Origin of the sequence: Aquimarina mycalae (assembly GCF_029906345.1) — a bacterium.
Classification (GTDB): Bacteria; Bacteroidota; Bacteroidia; order Flavobacteriales; family Flavobacteriaceae; genus Aquimarina.
Window position 1 is genome coordinate 12,619 of the sequence record NZ_JARYGY010000005.1, and the last position, 16,608, is coordinate 29,226.

Consider the following 16,608-nt stretch of genomic DNA (forward strand, 5'->3'; position numbering starts at 1 on the left):
TACAGTTTTAAAATAACTTAATCCCATTGTATCATTTTTTTGAGATCTTCATTATTAAACCAATGCCCTCTTAACATTACACCTTCTGGAGATTTTAATACTTCCAGGTTTTGTAGCGGATTAGACGGTAATAATACCATATGAGCAGTATAATTCTCTTTTATTTTTCCAACATGGTAATTGTTATCTATAAAAAGGTTTATATACACTCCAGCATTTGCTGTTCCTGCTTTTAAAGCTTCATAATTACTTAATCCAGCTTTGGTCAGGTTTTTTACTTCATCAATTGCTGATTCTCCAGGTGCTGCTGCAGGAAAAGCGGTATCTGTTCCTACTAGTATGTTTACTCCTGCCTTATGAAAATGTTTTACTATTGGGAAATGAAATTTATATACTTTTTCTATGTATGGTCTGCTTTTAACATCTCTTGACCCATACCAATCTTCTTTATATATTTTTTTAATCCTAGGATGTAATCGTTTAGTATGGGGGGATTTAAGTATCGAATCCATTACTTGTGGTTTTCCCCAAGTTTGCTCTATTTTTTCATAAGCTATCATATTGGCAGTTAACCAAATATCCTGTTCTGCTGCTTTTGCAGCAAAATCGATTACTTCTTGTTCATCAAATTCTGTAAATTGTGTATAGATAAACTCCTCTGTATGTGCTATAGATTTCTGCCCAATTCGTAATGCTTCATCTGCAGTTAAGTTCCTAGGGATATGTCCCATTGCATGCACCCCTTCTCTCTTAGCAATTTTAAGCATATGTTCAAATTGAGGTATGGTCATTTGCCCATATATTTTTATAAAATCATATCCTTTCTCTTTGTCTTCTATAATTCTCTCTTCTATTTTGGACAAGGATACTTCTTTAAAATTTTTACGATTCAATTCTCGTACTACTCCTCCTCGACCAGCCGTATAAATATCTGGACCTACAATTATTTTATTTTTAACTTTTTCTCTTAGTTTCAAAACCTTCTTTGAACCTCCAAGATTAAGCACTGTAGTGATACCACTATTAATATAAGCTCTAATCCATTCTTCTGAACCTTTATGACCTAAATGTACATGAGCATCTGTCAGACCAGGAATTAAATATTTTGTATGCTTACCATCTACTATTTTAGCTCCAACAGGAATCTCGATGTCTTTGCTTTCTCCAATCGATATGATTTTATCATTTTTAACAAGTACCGTTTGAGACATTTTAGGAATTGAATCTTCCATGGTTAATACGTGTACGTTTATGAAAGCCTTGACTGATTCTTGTTCTGTTATCTTAAAAGTTTGTGCATTGTTTGCACATCCCCATAAAAGACTAACCATTATTACTAAATAATTTATTTTATTCATTTTTTCTATTTTCTTAATACTTAAATCAGATATCTATTTTAATACTGATTAATATTTATTTTACATTTGGATTATTAGCATTTTTTAGAACTGGTAACATCATATATAATGTTACGTGGGCTAAATAGTTTCCGTTTGTAATAATGTTTGAATCGTTCTTGTATTCTTAATACTGATTTTTTGATTGATGTACGTTTCATTTTCTTTTGATGAATTTTAAAGTGATTATTAAAAAGCTCAAAATAATAGAAAAACCAGGGATTGATAGTCTCACTGCATCCAAAGAGACTAGAAAATAAGATTATTTAAGATTAGCTTTAAATTCTGAAGGAGATTGACCTGTTTCTTTTTTGAATAACCTATAAAAACTAGCTTTAGATTTAAAACCACATTCATAAGCAATTCCCTCTATGGTATAATCTGTATATGCTGGTAATACAATCATTTTTTTAAATTCTAGAATCCGATAAGAATTGATAAAATTGTAAAAAGAAGTTTTGATATACTGATTTAATACCGCAGATAATTTTTTATCTGTAGTTCCTATTGCCACTGCAAGCTTATTTAAAGTCAGCTCTTCATCAAGATATGGTTTTTCTGTTTCCATATAATGTACAAGTACCGTTTCTAATGCCGAAAACTCGGATTCTTGTTCTTTAGTTAATATATCTTTATTTGAAGTAGTAGCTATATCATTTTCCAATAAAAAATAAGGAACCAATATCTTAGATTGCTTAGTACCATAGTAAGCACCATAAAAAATTGACGCCACTGTAAAAACCATAATCATATTTTGGGTGCGCCATCCTAGGTACCCATAAATCAATTGATACCCCACAAAAAATAAATCAATAAAAATTACTATAAGTGATGCTATTAGTAAATATCGAACCCAAATGAAATTATTATACTCAATATGAGAGTAGTTAGATTTTAGCAGTTGTTTGAATTTGGAATAGGTTTTAAAACTTCTGAATAAGAAAAATAAAAAAATAAGGTCAAAAAGAATTCGTTTTATCGGATGGTATTTAACAATAAAATCTTTATATCCAATAAAATACTCTTCTGTAATAATTGCAATTAGTTGTGGAAGTGAAACCAAAATCACAAAAACCACAAATGGTGTTAAGTAAATTATTCCATTTTTTAATACTTTTTTATTTTCTAAAAATAAAGACTGAATATATAATAACAACAGTGGTCCTAATGCTATTTTAGCGCCTTGAGTAGGTAAAAAACTAATCCTTTGTAATACAGTGATTTTATGAATATATGCATACGATTCTAGTAAAAGAAATACTAATATTCCAAAAAAAACAATTAGAATTGATTTGGACAGTCCATTACTTTTAGATTTATAAAAAATATAAATATAAATGCTGGACAAAAGCATCCCAGCAATATAAAGAAAATCATATACCAGATTCACCTATAATTTTTGTGTCAAATATAAGTAGTAAATATTCTTTAAGCTATAACAAAAGGATTCTATTATTTTGTAAAAATTAAAATGGGCAGACAGGTCTTTTTAACTATCCATATTACCTTTCCTATAAGAAGATGGTGTAATACCTTCAAATTTCTTAAATGCACTATTAAAAGAAGAAAGACTACTAAAACCTATGTCAAAAGCAATGGATGAAATTGTATACTTCTCTCCTTCTGTTGAGGATAATAATTTCTTTGCTTCCTGGATTCGATGATGATTTATAAAATCATTAAAATTTCGTTTGGCATATTGATTAATTACAGAGGATGTAATTTGTGTACTTTTTCCTAACAGTGTACTCAATTTTACAAGTGATATATCAGATTCAAGATACAGCTTTTTATCAGTTATTAATTTCGAAATATGTTCAAACAATTCCTTGTCATCATTTACTTTAAATACATTTCCATCAAGATCCGTAGCTTTTAGTTGAAAAGCTTTATAACTCAAAAAATAAATAATTATTGAATAGCCTATTGGTCCCACAATATAGGGTAATGCGTCATCCAATATATTTAAAACATAGGTGATCCAGATAATCACAAATCCAGCAATAAGGTATTGTAACCAACTTAATATTGATTTTTGAGATTTTGTTTGTAATGTTGGTATGTATTGTTTTCTTGCTTTATTGAATATCAAACCTCCAGAAGTAATATAAAAAGCCAAATGCAAGTAAATAAAAATAAGACCGCTACCAAAAATTATAATTACCAGTTTGCTGTTTTCATACCACTCTTTACTAACAAAAAGGCTTGCGCAAAAAAACAACACAAACGGAAGAAGTTCTACAAAATAATATTTAGGCAACTTAAAACTTGGACGTGTCATACCTAAAATATACCATCTAAAAAATGGTCCAATCAATAGTAAAAATGCCAATCCTATAAATATAAAAACAGGTTCCAAATCATCACCAAAATTAAGCATCACCGATTTCCCAATTCGAAATGCCATAAAGATTAGGATCAATCCAAGTAAAACATTAGTAAGTGTTTTTTTTCTTTTGAAAACAATTAAGTAAAACGCAAATAGTATTCCGTGCAATAGTCCTGCACTACTAATAATAACAAGTAATATATCTAAAAAACTCAATAGACTATTTTTTCCAAATTTAGGAATATTTGATCTTTCAGGAAAGTATCAACTAACCGAAGGTATTATACTTTGCATCTATAATTATTATCACAATTGACTTCAGAAATTAACCCTAATCAATTGTGATATTTTTTGCATATGACGTTAATCCAACAAGGCTAAAAAATCTACCGATTTTTCCTTGCATTGCAGAGATTATACTGTGCTTTGCTATTAATATTCGATCAAATGGTTTGTGTTCGACTGTGCATATTTTTTTAATTAATTCTTTGGCTTTCTTAGATCCTTCTTTTTCATATACTTTTAATACTTTAATTGCATTTTCTTCTGCTGTGATTTTTCTATATTTTGGTGTGTACCCTAATTGAGTGATCATAGTTTCGGCTAGAACCCAAGTGGACCAAGGGTTTTGACCTGTTATCAAATTTTTGTCATGGCTAATATTTTCTAAGTACATTGTACCTTCGCTAAAACTTGCGCCTTGGGATATTAACTTATCTTGTAATAAAAAAGGAAATATTGTCGCTGCATCTGGAATAAGTAATAACTCTTCGTCATTCGTAAAACCACTTACCTTTTTGTTTTCCAATAAAAATGTACCATTATCAAGTTGCACATTAACTAACGCTGCAGGTCCGTGACATACAGCACCTATCACCTTATTAGATTGATATAAGTAACGTATTATAGATTGTATGGATTTATTTTCTGGAAAATCGAACATAGCTCCTTTTCCTCCTGCAAAGAATACTCCTTCATAATTAGAAGGATCTATATCATTCACTGGAATAGTATTTTTGGTTTTATATCGTGCAATACTATCATTTAGGAAAGCAAAATCAAATGCTCCCATATCCTCATCATCAATCACCATAGGTGGTTCACCTCCCAAAGGACTAGCAATATCAACTTCGAATCCATTTGCCTGAAAAACATAATATGCTCGTGACAATTCGGTGAGTTCGTAACCTGTACTTTTATCAGTATTTCCCATAGTATCGGTACTTGTAACGATTGCCAATATTTTTCCCCGTTTGGGTATGATATTTTCGGAAACATAGGGTAAATCTGATATTTGAGAGGTTGTTATATCGATGTTGTTTTCTGCTGATGGTAACAAACTCATAAACCACCAACCAAAAACAACAAGTGTCACAATAATACCAGTAAAAACGATTAAGATCCATTTAAGGATTCGATATTTCTTAAACATACTATTAATTTATAAAATTATAGTACGAAGTAACAGTATACATACCGTAAAGACTGTCGAAATGATAATTCCGTCAGAGTAATTTATATATCTATGAAAAGTTTATATCAGTGATTAGCAATCCATATCGAGTGAATATTCGAATATGACATTAATATTCCTTAGTCTTCTCTTCTATTTTATCTAATACATCCTTAGCACTTTTCATATAACTATCTAATATCGGTTTTAGATTTTTATATACTAGCATATAATGTATAGCCAACCTAGCTCTATAAGTATCACTAACATAATACTCATACATATCTGGATTATCAATGTTACCTAATAACAAATCACCAATCCAGGTATGGTTATATTTTAGGTATTCCATATTTTCAGAAATATCCGCTCCTATCCGTTCATGAGTTTCTTTTAACAATACATCAAACACATTATGATTTGCTAAAATTTGTACTAGCAAACTATCCGTTTGTTCGGTATCAGCAACTTCAAATTTTTCTAGCATTCTAATACCTTTTTTCTGTAGTTCAAATGGTGCATAACTAAGTACAAGTCCCATTGCTTGAGGATTTTTTTTATACATTTCTATAGTAACTGTATCACTCAAAAATTGATCAAATATTTTCTTTTTAACTTCTAATTGCTTTAATACACTTCCTATGGACAACGTATCGATTTTTAAATCCTCTTTATAGGTAACAAAGGTATTTCTTAAATTCTTTTTTTTCTTTCTTATTTCATTAGCAGAATTAATACTTACAGCAATCAAAATCCCTATAACAACTAAAAAGATTTCACCAATCGAATAGAATAGATACTTTTTTACTCTTTTTTTATACATGAAGTTTAGTGACTTTTATTTTTCCGCTTTTAAATATACAATAAAATACACATCATACTAATCATATTCTATTGTCTAAATGACGTACTTTTGGCAGATGCTAAAAAAGAAGTTTGCACAGCTAGAATTTATCGTATTAATGGCATCATTAATGTCTATTGTAGCGCTAGCAATTGATGCTTTATTGCCAGCATTAGATATTATTGGTATTACTATAGGTACTACAGATTTAGCTGATAACCAATTGTTAATCACTATGATTTTTTTGGGTCTTGGAATTGGTCCATTGATTTTTGGTCCAATATCCGATAGTATCGGTAGAAAACCAGTGGTTTATATGGGTTTTACACTATTCATTATTGCCAGTTTCATGTGTATTTATTCTACCAGTCTATCGGTAATGATTACAGGTAGAATTCTTCAAGGTATTGGGTTGTCTGCACCTAGAACCATCGCAATTGCAATGATACGAGATATATATACAGGTGATTATATGGCTCGTATTATGTCATTTATTACTGTAGTTTTTATTCTTGTTCCTATTATTGCTCCTGCTATTGGTAAATCCGTATTAGACCATTATAACTGGCAGGCAATATTTTATATACAGTTAGTATTTGGTGTATTAGTTACCTTTTGGTTTTGGAAGCGGCAAGATGAAACCTTAGATCTATCCAAACGCATTAAATTTACATCTTCTATTTTTACAGATGGTCTAAAAGAACTTATCAAATACAAAACTACAATTGGATATACATTGATTTCTGGTTTTATTGTAGGATCCTTTTTAGTGTACCTGAGTAGCTCTCAACAAATTTTTGAGCAACAATACCAGCTCAAAGATGAATTTCCATATATATTCGCATTATTAGCTATTTCTATTGGTACAGCCACTTTTTTAAATGGTACACTAGTATTAAAATATGGTATGGAGAAATTGATTACTGTTTCCCTGTTAGGGTATTTTGGGATTTCGTTACTATATATTATATTATTTTATGGAGAAGCTAACCCTAATATTGTAGTGCTTTTGTTTTTCTTCGGGATGCAATTCTTTGCTATTGGGTTTTTGTTCGGAAACTTAAGAGCTGTGGCCATGCAACCTGTTGGTCATATCGCAGGAATAGCTGCAGCCATTACAGGATTTATCTCTACTATTATGGCTGTTCCTATTAGTACATATATCGGAAGATTTGTCACAGATACTGCCTTACCACTATTTATTGGATTCTTGATTTGTGCTGTGCTTTCTATAGTAATTTTGGTATATCTAAAAGTTTCTGAGAAAAAGTAAAATTACAAGATAAACATGCACATGCTAAGCTTTTTTTTTACTATCAGTATCTTGAGGAATAGATAATTCTCCATCACCTACAATTGCAAACTTATCTCTCTTGGATCCATATCCAAAATTAGAAGATCGACGGTACTTATTTTGGAAATCTGCGAATTTTCTTTTTCGCCAAGATTTCTCTTTATTTTGATGTTCCATATGATATATTTTAACGTTAGTTGCTTGATTAACAATTAATTTCCTTTCTAAGTTATATTTTTTTTTAGAATTTATTTAATTTCTTAACATCAAATTATAATTATTTTGATGATTTTCCTCTAATTTTCCTCTGCCTTATTATGAACACTATTGGAATGATTATTGTTCTTTCTTATCTTTAGAAAATACCTTGGTTATGAAAACATATATAAATTCATTTATTTTTTTAATTCTTTTGATTCCATTTACCTATGCTCAATTCCCTTCTGAAAGCAGTGATATCACGAATGTATCTGATGGGTATGTAGGTCACGAAGATGCATTAATTAATGACGTAGTTAAATTAGAATTTGATGTAAAAAACTCTAAGGTATCTTTCGATTTTGTTTCTGAAGATACTAGTGGTACTATTGGTGGTTTAGATTTTAAAATATCATTTAATCCCGAAGATCCTGATAATGCATACTTTAAAGGTACCGCACTTGTAAATACTTTAGATACCGATAACTTTTTAAGAGATGGTCATCTTATGTGGGAAAAGTTTTTCTATAAAAAGAAATATCCAAAAATATCTTTTGTAAGCTCCCAAGTTGTTCATTTTGGAAACAATAATTACAAAGTAATTGGAGATTTGACTATTAAAGGTGTTACTAAAGAAGTAATTATTAACTTTACCTTAGATATTACTACAAAACTTGCAGGAAAAACTACGATTTACACTAGTGATTATGGTGTCAACATTCACGATGAACGTGAAAAAAACAAACTAAATATTGTTTTTGACTTCCCAATTCTGAAGTAACTCTAAACTACAAGTTAAAATTTTATATATTAATATTATATGCTTTGGCGAGTCTTTCTGAAGTCGATAGTACTACATTGTATGCTATATTCATTTCTTTTAATCGAGTAATTTTAATCTTATTATCTCGCTCCTTTGTATTCTCCTTGTAAATTGATCGACTTATCATGTGATTTGTTTTTTTATGTATCCAATATTCCCATGTACAAAGTTACACAGTAATCATAAGCCAGATAAGGGTATAAATACGGTTTTTATTAGGGGATTTAAACCCTTTATTCTTTTTCACAAAAAAAGGTCTGATTACCATATCAGACCTTTTTTTAATGATTCACTATGATAATTGATATATAGTTTAGATTTTATTTCCGTGGATATCTAATTCTGTAACCACTTTATTTAGTTTTTTAACCTCTTCCAACTGCGTTGCTTTATCTCCTACAACTAGATAAATCATTTCATTCTCTTTATAATATTTAGAAATGATTGATTTAAAATTTAATTCATTCATTTCAACAAGTTCTTTTTGATCATCTTCAATAAACGATTCAGACTTATTGTATTTGCTCATTTCTCTTAGGATATTTAATTTATCACCTAAACCTTCATAAGCCCTAGTACTTCCTTTCAGAATTTTAGTCTTTGTAGTTTCTGCTGCATCCTTATCAAAACTTTCTTCATAATTAGTGATCATTCCTTCAATAATTTTTAAAGAAGGTAACGTTGCATTTGCACGAACACTTGTTCTTACCGCTAAAGGGCTAATATTTTTTAACGCTCGAATCCCTGAATATGCCCCATACGTATACCCTTTTTCAATTCTTAATGTTTGGAATAATCTTCCGCTAGATCCTCCTCCAAGTATTTCATTGGCATAATTTAGATTATTAAATTCCTCATTAGAAGCTGATAGTGCTAAGTTACCTATGAAAATTACAGATTGTTTCGCATTTGGAACATCTATAAAATATAATTGATCTGTTTTATTGTTTATTACCGTTTCTGGTTGAGGGATTTCTACTTTTTCGGTATTCCAATTTGTTGCTAAGGATGATAATGCATCATTGACTGTTTCTTTAGTAATATTACCAGCGATGTGAAAAGCTGCATTTTTTGAAGAAAGTGTGTTATAATGTGCTTTTACATCCTCTAGTGTAATATTATTAATTGTTGTTAATGTTCCTGAATTAGGTGTTCCCAATATATGTTGATCTCCATACACTAGTTTATTAAAATTGATAGATGCAATTGAATTAGGGTTGGCTTCTCTACCTTTTAAACTTGTTTGTAACGCTTGTTTTAAACGATTATACTCTTGTTCATCCCAGCGAGGTTGCAATAAAATCTCTTCAACCAATGCTAAAGTTTCTTTAAAATTCTTAGATAAACAAGATCCTGTTATACGAATTTCTTCACTACCACTAAACATGTTGATTGAAGCTCCTAATAACCCAATCGCTTCTTCTAATTCTGCAGGGGTTTTACTAGCAGTTCCTTCCATCATTAGACTTGTCATTAAACTAGATATTCCTGATTTATCCAATGGATCTAATAAATGCCCTCCATCTATTGTAATATCAAAACTTACTAATGGTAATTCTTTATTTTCAATACCAAAGATTTTAATACCATTAGAAGCTTCACTTGTCCATACGGCTGGTGCTTTAAATAAAGGCAGTTCTCCAAAGTCTGGTTCACTGCGATCATGAGTAGATGGTGTTTTTTCATATACTGCCTCTTCTCCCTGACTTACTTCTTCATTTGCAACATCATTCTTAACTTCTTCTATCCAAACCGATGCCTGATTTGATCCAGTAACAGCGAGCTCTAACTGTCCTTTTGGTACTACACTAGTCATTACATAATTCTTACCTTTTATATAAGTATTATATACTCTCATTACATCATCTCTACTCACCGCATTGGTTAACTTTGCGGTTTTAGAAATATATCCTGGATCTCCATTGAACTCATTATCTTGCACCAATTGAAAGGCTTTATTTAGTACAGTACTAAAGCCTTGATACAATCCTGTTTCTAATTCTGCTTTTATTCTTTTTAATTCATTATCCGTAAATCCGTCTTTTTCGAACCTTGCTAAACCTTCAGTAATAGCTGCTTTTATACTATCTAAATCTTTTCCAACATTCGCTCTAACTCCAAAGGTGAATTCTCCAGCCAATTCATTAGAATTTTGAAAAGAAAAAGGTCTTGGAGCCAATTTTTTCTCCTCAACCAGTACTTTGTATAACGGTGATTTCTTACTACCAGTTAATAACTGACCTAAAATCTGTAATGCATATACATCTTTATGATATTCTTCTACAGTTGGAAATACCATTCTAAGTTCTGGTAATTTTGCAAAATTATCTTCAAAATACAGTGACTTACTTTCTGATAATGTAACAGGCATAGGTGTTAAAGGTTCTACTTCTGGTCCTTTTTCAATTTCACCAAACCATTTTTTAACTAATTCTTTAGTCTTTTCTACATCAATATCACCTGCGATCACCAAAGAACCATTACTTGCTCCGTAATACTTTTTATAAAACTCCTTAACATCTTCTAAAGTAGCAGATTGTAAATCTGGTAAAGATCCGATAACCGTCCAACTATATGGGTGCCCTTCTGGATACAAATTCTTTCTAATGATTTCATCTGTATACCCATATGGTGCATTATCCACACGTTGACGTTTTTCATTTTTAACGACTTGCTTTTCTCTTTCTAAAGCAGCTTCAGTTACCGTATTAATCATATACCCATAACGATCAGAATCTATCCATAAGATTTTCTCAAATGCATCCTTTGGGACTACTTCATAATATACAGTACCATCGGTCCAGGTTCCGCCATTTCTTTGACCACCCCATTCAGGAATTAATTTTCTATTTGCACCAACTGGTGTATTTTCTGAGTCATTAAACGACATATGTTCGAAAAAATGAGCGAACCCCGTTTTACCTGGTTTTTCTCTATTAGAACCTACATGCATCATCGTTGCTACAGCTACAATGGGATCACTATGATCTTCATGTAGAATTACTTCTAACCCATTATCTAAAGTAAATTTTTCATAATCTATTTTGAATTCTGATGTTTCCGAAGTATCTGAAATTTCGGCTTTTTCTTCGGATGTAGAACAGGAGAAAACTATCACTGAAAATGCAGTAATAGCAGTGATTTTTTTAAAAAATGACATGCGTGCAATTATTTTGATTAATGAATATTTAAGTTAGTTAAGAGTCAAAAATATAAAAACAAATACTATTATATTATAAATTAATTGTAAAAGCTGAGAACCTTCCGTGATTAGACAACGAAATACTAGTATCCAACAGGAGATTATTTACACTAATCACTGGAATATGATTTCTATCTTTTTCAATAGCAATCGATGATTCTTCGATCTCAAATATATCGGCAATACAATCCTTAAGTATACTCTTATATTTTAATGCTGAATTATCTAATATCTTATAAACATAAGATTGGTTATAATTACAAGTAGCTATGGTATGTACATATTCTTTTGTAATCCAAGAACTCGTTATGTATTTATAATTATCTACAGTAACAATATCATTAGTACATATAAAATCTTTAGGGTTGTATTTAGGTGAAACTGAAAAACGTCTCTGATGAGCCTTGTATGTTGCTTCTTTCATACTCCACAACTTCCAAACCATTTGATTAGGATTCTGTGCAGTATGTATCATAGATTGTTCAGACGAAGTACATATTTTTTGCAACCATCCTTTTCTACGCCAATTACTTTGTATTGAAGCTAGATTAAAATCAACGATATCATTACCTATCATTTTGCATCCAATTTATCCTGAATTACCTCTATAGAAGCCTTTACGGTAAGCATTTTATCCATACCATCATTATCTATTTCAATACCAAATTCATCTTCAACATCAAGAATTACATCTACCAAATTGGCAGAGTTGATTTCTAAATCATTTATGAAATTTGTATCCTCAGAAAGTTGTTGTAGTCCTTCCTGATTTTGCACATAAGGTTCTATAATAGTTTTTAGTTTAGACAGTAATTCTTCTTTTGTCATGAAATTATAAATTATTAATATTTTTTAAAGATAACACAAGCATTCACATCACCAAATCCGAAACTTGCTTTTGCAACTATGTTAAGAGGTTCTTCAATTGTTTTTGTGGGGACACATTCTCTGGCAATCATAGCTTCAATATCTGGATTCAAGTCTTCACAATTTATATTACCAAATACAAACCCTTCTTTTAGTTGCAGAACAGTTGCCACACTTTCAATACTACCAGAAGCAGCTAAACAATGTCCAACCAAACTTTTCAATGAATTTATATAAGGAAAATGTTTTCCTTTTCTACCTAGCGCATCGCACCAATTTTTGATTTCTGTTGCGTCCTTTGTAGTTGCAGTAAGGTGTCCATTTATTGCATCGATATTGTTAGCATCTATTCCAGAATGTATGACAGCTTTCTGTATACATTGTTTCACCGCTACGTTATTAGGAGCAGTCATGCTACCACCGTTTCTCTGACCACCACTATTAACATGTCCTCCTAAAATTTCAGCATAAATTGTGGCTCCTCTTTTTTTAGCACTATCCAAACTTTCAATGACCAAAGCTCCTGCTCCACTACCAGGAACAAAACCACTAGCTGTAGCGCTCATCGGTCTAGACGCAGCAATGGGATTATCATTGTATCTATGAGGAAGTATTCGCATAGCATCAAATCCACCCCAAACATAGGGTCCACTATCACTGGTACTACCTGCTAATATAATTTCTGCTTTACCTGATATAATTCGATCATAAGCCATCAATATCGCTTCAGTACCTGTACTACAAGCAGAAGAGTTTGTTGTAGTTATATTGCCGCAACCTATCATTCCTCCTAAAAAAGCACTAATACCACTCGCCATGGTTTGAATCACAGAAGTACTTCCTAGTCTTCTAACCTTTCCTTCGTCTACTTTATAAATGGCTTCTCTAAATTTATCAACTCCCAATATTCCAGTTCCAAATATTACTCCTGCATCCCATAAGGGTTCTGATGTTTTATCTATGATAGGTAATCCAGCATTTTTCCAAGCATCTAACCCAGCAATAACTCCATACTCTAATCCAGAAGCCTTTAATCCTTTTAATTGAATTGAGTTAAAGTAATTGTTTAAGTAATCATTTTCATACATAGGTTTACCAGCAATTTGACATGAAAAATTTAACGTGTTTAATTCGTCTATATAGCGAATACCCGATATACCATTTAGTATAGAGTTTTTAAATTCTGAAACGTTCATTCCATTTGGTGCAACAACACCCAAACCAGTAATCACCACTTGTCTTCTATCCATCAGTTCTACAAGAATTAATGATACTTACTATTTTTCCTAATGCGTTTTTGGATTCTGGCATCACTGGTAATAATGGCCATACATGTGGCATATTATTACCCAGAATAACTTCTAGAGGTATCATATTTTTTTTCAAAATATCAATAAAAACTTCTTGATCAGGTGCTAATATATCATCTGTAGCCAAAAAAAGATATATCGGCGGAAAGCTCTCAAAACTTCCGTACAACGGAGAAATAATAGGATTGGTTAACGCATATGAACCTGCACACATTTTATTGGCTGATAAAACACCTTTTATACCTAATATTAAATCCTTAGCGTCTTTTTCCTTTATTTTAGGATTCGTTAAACTTGCGTCCATCACTGGCGTAATCGGTATAACCTTAGCTGGAGGTGTAAGTTTTTCTTTTATCAATCTTTGTACAAGTGTGAGTATTAAATTACCTCCTGCAGAATCACCGATTAAAACAATATTTGAACCATCATAACTCTTAAGAGCTTCTAAATACACCTTATAAGCGTTCTCAGTAATTATATCAATAGTATGTTCTGGAGCTTTAGGATAATCTACTAACCAACCTGCACTATTAGTACTAGAAACTATTTTAGAAATAAATTGCCAATTTTCTTTAGTTGGTCCACACACAAAGCCTCCACCGTGAAAATAAATTGTTACTTGGTCCTTTTGTATGGTATAGGGATTAATGATCTGAACTATACTCTTATCAACTTTTAAAGTCTTTACATTTTTTCCTCTAACCAATCGTTTTTTGGGAACATGGATATCATCTTTTCTTTTTTTTACATAATCAATAGGATCTTGAGACCAAGATTTCTTTACCTTTTTTAACTTTAGTATTAATTTTACTATTGAATATCCAAAACTCATTCTTTACTCTTTAACTAGACAATCATTCCTGCTATTTCGCCTTTTGCGACTAAGGTATTTTCCATATTATATAATGCAACCTTACATTTTAGTTTATTAAACCTAAAATACTGCTTTTCGGATATAACAAAAACCTTTTCTCCTGGTAATACTGATTTATAAAAATCAATTGCAGTACTACTCATTGCTACTTGAATATCATCATTGCTTAATTGATCTTTACTTATATATATTCCGAGACATACTAATCCAATTTGCGCCATAATCTCAGTAAGAATAACACCTGGAGTGATTGGTTTATCTTTAAAATGGCCTTTATAAAAGTATTCATCCGTTTTTAATGTATAACTTCCTTTAATTCGATCATTATCAACTTCAATAATTTCATCTACAAACAAAAAAGGAGTTTCGTATGGTAACCGTTCAATAATCTGTTTTTCTGTCAAAATAATTCTATTTTAAAAAGCACATCCATTAGGCAAAGGTGCTACAGTTTCTAGTTCATCAGCAAAATTAGTCTCTATAATCTGCGCTGAAAACCCTTTAGATACACTACCCATAAAAACCTTATTACCATACCCTTTATTATTCATATGTGCCCTAATGTACACTACCTGATCTTTCTTTATATTCACTGGTCCTCCAGATCTTATAAACGGTTGTTCATTTACATGACTATGCGCTAGTATTCTACGATGAATTAATGTTTTATCCTCAGAAATAATTTCCCACCAATCCGCATATTGATCACATCCCAGATCTGGACTTTTGATCTCTACATTAAATGTATAATTGCTGTCCTCACCAGACACAAATATGTTTATCACATCTGCCATGATTTGAGGAGCTACATTATTTTCTATCTCAGTACTATTATTGTCTGCGCAAGCAGTCATATAAATCGTTACTATGAGTATATATGTCATTATATTTTTCATAATCTAGAATATGTTTTCTTTTTTTAGAATAACAACACTATTGTCTGGTAGTGTAATAGATAATTCTTCTTCTTTAGCCAAAAAATCTCTTTGATAAGAATCTAAACTACAGAAATCTGTAAATGTTCTACCGTTGATATTTTGTATAACCGATCCTTGTCGTAATCCTTGTTTCCACGCTTCACTGTCTACAATTACTTTCACCACTGTAATTTTATTATTTTCAAAAACGAATGCACAACCATATCCCTTTCTAGATTCTTCAATGCACAATTGATTTGTATAAAGTTTATCATTTTTCAGGCTTAAAAAAAGCGTGCTATCTCCCCATAAACTGTTCCCAATTTTGTTACTTTTTTTACTAAAATCAAATATCCCTGCTAGTTCGATCTTATTTGTTTTAATATTTGAAAACTCTAATACAGATGACTTCTCTTTACTTAGTTTTCCGTTGAAATCATAAAATCCGCTATACACATCCTTTCTTTTATGATCAAGAGCCTTTATTTGATTGTAATTTTTAATATATACATCAGAAAAAGTTGCACCGGTATCTAATAAGAAACGTAATCGTTCATCATTAAAATTTAGAAAAGCATAAGGTCTTTTATCGGCATAATCAAAATCAATTATATGCATATCTTTGAGATCATCAGGATAGAAATCATGATTATACATCACCACATATTTTTCTTTATAATTGATAATCCAGTTAAAATGTGCAATAATATCTACTCCTAAAATCCCATCGATATTATAACAAGAAAAGATATCACTATCATTGGTTTTAAGAATCCTATGTTTTGTAATTCTTGCTGAAGCTAAATTTACAGAATCACTTTTGTAATATCGCAACCTGCTTTTTTCTTTACTGGAAGAAGTCATTCTTTGCGTTTTTGATGTTTTCTTAAGCTCTTCTTTTACCCAGGAAAACCCTACAGAATGTGTTGCTCCAGTGTCAAAAACAAATTGTTTTTCTACTCCATTAAACTGAATTGGAATAATAATCAAGCCTAAATCATTTCTAAACGGAATTGTATCTCTAAATGGTTTCTGAGCAAATAAAGACACACTACAAATCAAAAAGAGAATAAGAGTTTTTATTTTCATAGGTTACAATT

The 16,608-nt window shown here is 31.0% G+C and carries 17 protein-coding genes; 2 read left to right on the forward strand and 15 right to left on the reverse strand.

The window, feature by feature from the left end:
* Nucleotides 1-17: 17 nt before the first annotated feature.
* From QBK95_RS12405 to QBK95_RS12425, 5 genes are all read right to left on the reverse strand, one after another.
* Nucleotides 18-1,358 carry an amidohydrolase family protein gene (locus tag QBK95_RS12405; protein ID WP_280934182.1) on the reverse strand — a complete coding sequence of 447 codons (1,341 nt, stop codon included), beginning with the start codon at nt 1,356-1,358 and terminating at the stop codon, nt 18-20.
* A 301-nt stretch (nt 1,359-1,659) separates the two neighbouring features.
* Nucleotides 1,660-2,787: a helix-turn-helix domain-containing protein gene (locus QBK95_RS12410; RefSeq protein ID WP_280934185.1), complete on the reverse strand. Its 1,128-nt coding sequence runs from the start codon at nt 2,785-2,787 to the stop codon at nt 1,660-1,662.
* Nucleotides 2,788-2,886: 99 nt separating this feature from the next.
* Nucleotides 2,887-3,942, reverse strand: coding sequence for a helix-turn-helix domain-containing protein (locus QBK95_RS12415; RefSeq protein ID WP_280934187.1), 1,056 nt, complete (start codon nt 3,940-3,942; stop codon nt 2,887-2,889).
* Nucleotides 3,943-4,057: 115 nt separating this feature from the next.
* Nucleotides 4,058-5,158, reverse strand: a complete 1,101-nt coding sequence (locus QBK95_RS12420) for a type 1 glutamine amidotransferase domain-containing protein (RefSeq protein ID WP_280934188.1) — start codon at nt 5,156-5,158, stop codon at nt 4,058-4,060.
* 151 nt (nt 5,159-5,309) lie between these two features.
* Nucleotides 5,310-6,002: a DUF6090 family protein gene (locus QBK95_RS12425; protein ID WP_280934190.1), complete on the reverse strand. Its 693-nt coding sequence runs from the start codon at nt 6,000-6,002 to the stop codon at nt 5,310-5,312.
* Nucleotides 6,003-6,099: 97 nt separating this feature from the next.
* Here QBK95_RS12425 and QBK95_RS12430 point away from each other — a divergent pair, with 97 nt between their 5' ends.
* Nucleotides 6,100-7,296: a multidrug effflux MFS transporter gene (locus QBK95_RS12430; protein WP_280934192.1), complete on the forward strand. Its 1,197-nt coding sequence runs from the start codon at nt 6,100-6,102 to the stop codon at nt 7,294-7,296.
* A 24-nt stretch (nt 7,297-7,320) separates the two neighbouring features.
* Here the strand turns inward: QBK95_RS12430 and QBK95_RS12435 are convergent, their stop codons facing one another.
* Complete coding sequence (locus QBK95_RS12435) at nt 7,321-7,494, reverse strand: hypothetical protein (RefSeq protein ID WP_280934194.1); 174 nt, start codon at nt 7,492-7,494, stop codon at nt 7,321-7,323.
* Nucleotides 7,495-7,690: 196 nt separating this feature from the next.
* Here QBK95_RS12435 and QBK95_RS12440 point away from each other — a divergent pair, with 196 nt between their 5' ends.
* Entirely contained in the window at nt 7,691-8,296 is a 606-nt protein-coding gene (locus QBK95_RS12440; RefSeq protein ID WP_280934196.1) for a YceI family protein, read from the forward strand.
* A gap of 22 nt (nt 8,297-8,318) precedes the next feature.
* Here QBK95_RS12440 and QBK95_RS12445 read toward each other — a convergent pair whose 3' ends face one another.
* The 9 genes from QBK95_RS12445 to QBK95_RS12485 form a co-directional block, all read right to left on the reverse strand.
* Complete coding sequence (locus QBK95_RS12445) at nt 8,319-8,465, reverse strand: hypothetical protein (protein WP_280934197.1); 147 nt, start codon at nt 8,463-8,465, stop codon at nt 8,319-8,321.
* Nucleotides 8,466-8,651: 186 nt separating this feature from the next.
* Nucleotides 8,652-11,498, reverse strand: coding sequence for a M16 family metallopeptidase (locus QBK95_RS12450; RefSeq protein WP_280934199.1), 2,847 nt, complete (start codon nt 11,496-11,498; stop codon nt 8,652-8,654).
* Between the two features lie 73 nt (nt 11,499-11,571).
* Entirely contained in the window at nt 11,572-12,117 is a 546-nt protein-coding gene (locus QBK95_RS12455; protein WP_280934201.1) for a 4'-phosphopantetheinyl transferase family protein, read from the reverse strand.
* A complete protein-coding gene (locus QBK95_RS12460; RefSeq protein WP_280934204.1) occupies nt 12,114-12,368 on the reverse strand; it encodes an acyl carrier protein in 255 nt (84 codons plus the stop codon). The genes QBK95_RS12455 and QBK95_RS12460 overlap by 4 nt, the downstream gene beginning before the upstream one ends.
* A gap of 14 nt (nt 12,369-12,382) precedes the next feature.
* Entirely contained in the window at nt 12,383-13,657 is a 1,275-nt protein-coding gene (locus QBK95_RS12465; protein WP_280934206.1) for a beta-ketoacyl-[acyl-carrier-protein] synthase family protein, read from the reverse strand.
* The gene (locus QBK95_RS12470) at nt 13,650-14,549 is read right to left on the reverse strand and encodes an alpha/beta hydrolase fold domain-containing protein (RefSeq protein WP_280934208.1); all 900 of its coding nucleotides are present in this window, start codon (nt 14,547-14,549) and stop codon (nt 13,650-13,652) included. Before QBK95_RS12470 ends, QBK95_RS12465 begins: the two co-directional genes overlap by 8 nt.
* A 14-nt stretch (nt 14,550-14,563) precedes the next feature.
* Nucleotides 14,564-14,995 (reverse strand): 3-hydroxyacyl-ACP dehydratase FabZ family protein, encoded by a 432-nt coding sequence (locus QBK95_RS12475; RefSeq protein WP_280934210.1) that lies wholly within the window; start codon nt 14,993-14,995, stop codon nt 14,564-14,566.
* A gap of 12 nt (nt 14,996-15,007) precedes the next feature.
* Nucleotides 15,008-15,487 (reverse strand): hypothetical protein, encoded by a 480-nt coding sequence (locus QBK95_RS12480; RefSeq protein WP_280934212.1) that lies wholly within the window; start codon nt 15,485-15,487, stop codon nt 15,008-15,010.
* A 3-nt stretch (nt 15,488-15,490) separates the two neighbouring features.
* Entirely contained in the window at nt 15,491-16,597 is a 1,107-nt protein-coding gene (locus tag QBK95_RS12485; protein ID WP_280934214.1) for a retropepsin-like aspartic protease, read from the reverse strand.
* Nucleotides 16,598-16,608 lie beyond the last annotated feature (11 nt).

Coding starts and splice junctions, on each gene's coding strand:
- QBK95_RS12460 (WP_280934204.1), bottom strand. CDS start 12,368: ATGACAAAAGAAGAATTACTGTCTAAACTAAAAACTATTATAGAACCT.
- QBK95_RS12465 (WP_280934206.1), bottom strand. CDS start 13,657: ATGGATAGAAGACAAGTGGTGATTACTGGTTTGGGTGTTGTTGCACCA.
- QBK95_RS12440 (WP_280934196.1), top strand. CDS start 7,691: ATGAAAACATATATAAATTCATTTATTTTTTTAATTCTTTTGATTCCA.
- QBK95_RS12450 (WP_280934199.1), bottom strand. CDS start 11,498: ATGTCATTTTTTAAAAAAATCACTGCTATTACTGCATTTTCAGTGATA.
- QBK95_RS12445 (WP_280934197.1), bottom strand. CDS start 8,465: ATGATAAGTCGATCAATTTACAAGGAGAATACAAAGGAGCGAGATAAT.
- QBK95_RS12405 (WP_280934182.1), bottom strand. CDS start 1,358: ATGAATAAAATAAATTATTTAGTAATAATGGTTAGTCTTTTATGGGGA.
- QBK95_RS12435 (WP_280934194.1), bottom strand. CDS start 7,494: ATGGAACATCAAAATAAAGAGAAATCTTGGCGAAAAAGAAAATTCGCA.
- QBK95_RS12430 (WP_280934192.1), top strand. CDS start 6,100: ATGCTAAAAAAGAAGTTTGCACAGCTAGAATTTATCGTATTAATGGCA.
- QBK95_RS12455 (WP_280934201.1), bottom strand. CDS start 12,117: ATGATAGGTAATGATATCGTTGATTTTAATCTAGCTTCAATACAAAGT.
- QBK95_RS12470 (WP_280934208.1), bottom strand. CDS start 14,549: ATGAGTTTTGGATATTCAATAGTAAAATTAATACTAAAGTTAAAAAAG.
- QBK95_RS12420 (WP_280934188.1), bottom strand. CDS start 5,158: ATGTTTAAGAAATATCGAATCCTTAAATGGATCTTAATCGTTTTTACT.
- QBK95_RS12480 (WP_280934212.1), bottom strand. CDS start 15,487: ATGAAAAATATAATGACATATATACTCATAGTAACGATTTATATGACT.
- QBK95_RS12485 (WP_280934214.1), bottom strand. CDS start 16,597: ATGAAAATAAAAACTCTTATTCTCTTTTTGATTTGTAGTGTGTCTTTA.
- QBK95_RS12425 (WP_280934190.1), bottom strand. CDS start 6,002: ATGTATAAAAAAAGAGTAAAAAAGTATCTATTCTATTCGATTGGTGAA.